Source organism: Corynebacterium sp. HMSC070H05, assembly GCF_001837615.1.
GTDB lineage: Bacteria > Actinomycetota > Actinomycetes > Mycobacteriales > Mycobacteriaceae > Corynebacterium > Corynebacterium coyleae.
The window spans coordinates 1-544 of sequence record NZ_KV833336.1; the positions used below are offsets into that span (position 1 = coordinate 1).

Here is a 544-nt window from a genome sequence, read left to right on the forward strand (position 1 = left end):
CAAGGCACACCGCTACGCGCGTCGTATCGACGAAAAGGAGCTCGCCCTCGACGAGACGCTCCCGATCCTGCGCGAGCTCGTGGAGATGGATCTCGGCACCGCTTCGATCGACCTTGGCCGCCTGGCCAAGGAGTTCAAGTACTCCGACGAGAAGGATCTGCGTACCTTCCTGGATGCGCAGCTCGCTGACGTCATCGGTACCTCCTCCGAGCTCGATGCACGCGACGTTGTGCTCTACGGCTTCGGCCGCATCGGTCGCCTGCTCGCCCGCATCCTGATCGCGCGTGAGGCAATGTACGGTGGCGTGCGCCTGCGTGCGGTGGTGGTGCGTAAGAAGGGTGACATCGACATCATCAAGCGCGCATCCCTGCTGCGCCGCGACTCCATCCACGGCCCGTTCAACGGCACGATCACCGTGGATGAGGAGAAGGAAATCATCTGGGCCAACGGCACTCCGATCCAGATGATCTACGCCAACGACCCGGCCGAGATCGACTACACGGCGTACGGCATCAACAACGCCATCGTCGTCGATAACACTGGC

1 protein-coding gene is annotated in these 544 nt (G+C 62.5%); it reads left to right on the top strand.

From position 1 onward, the window contains the following. A partial coding sequence (locus tag HMPREF2617_RS06450) for a glyceraldehyde 3-phosphate dehydrogenase NAD-binding domain-containing protein (protein ID WP_305764521.1) occupies positions 1-544 on the top strand: 544 nt, incomplete at both ends.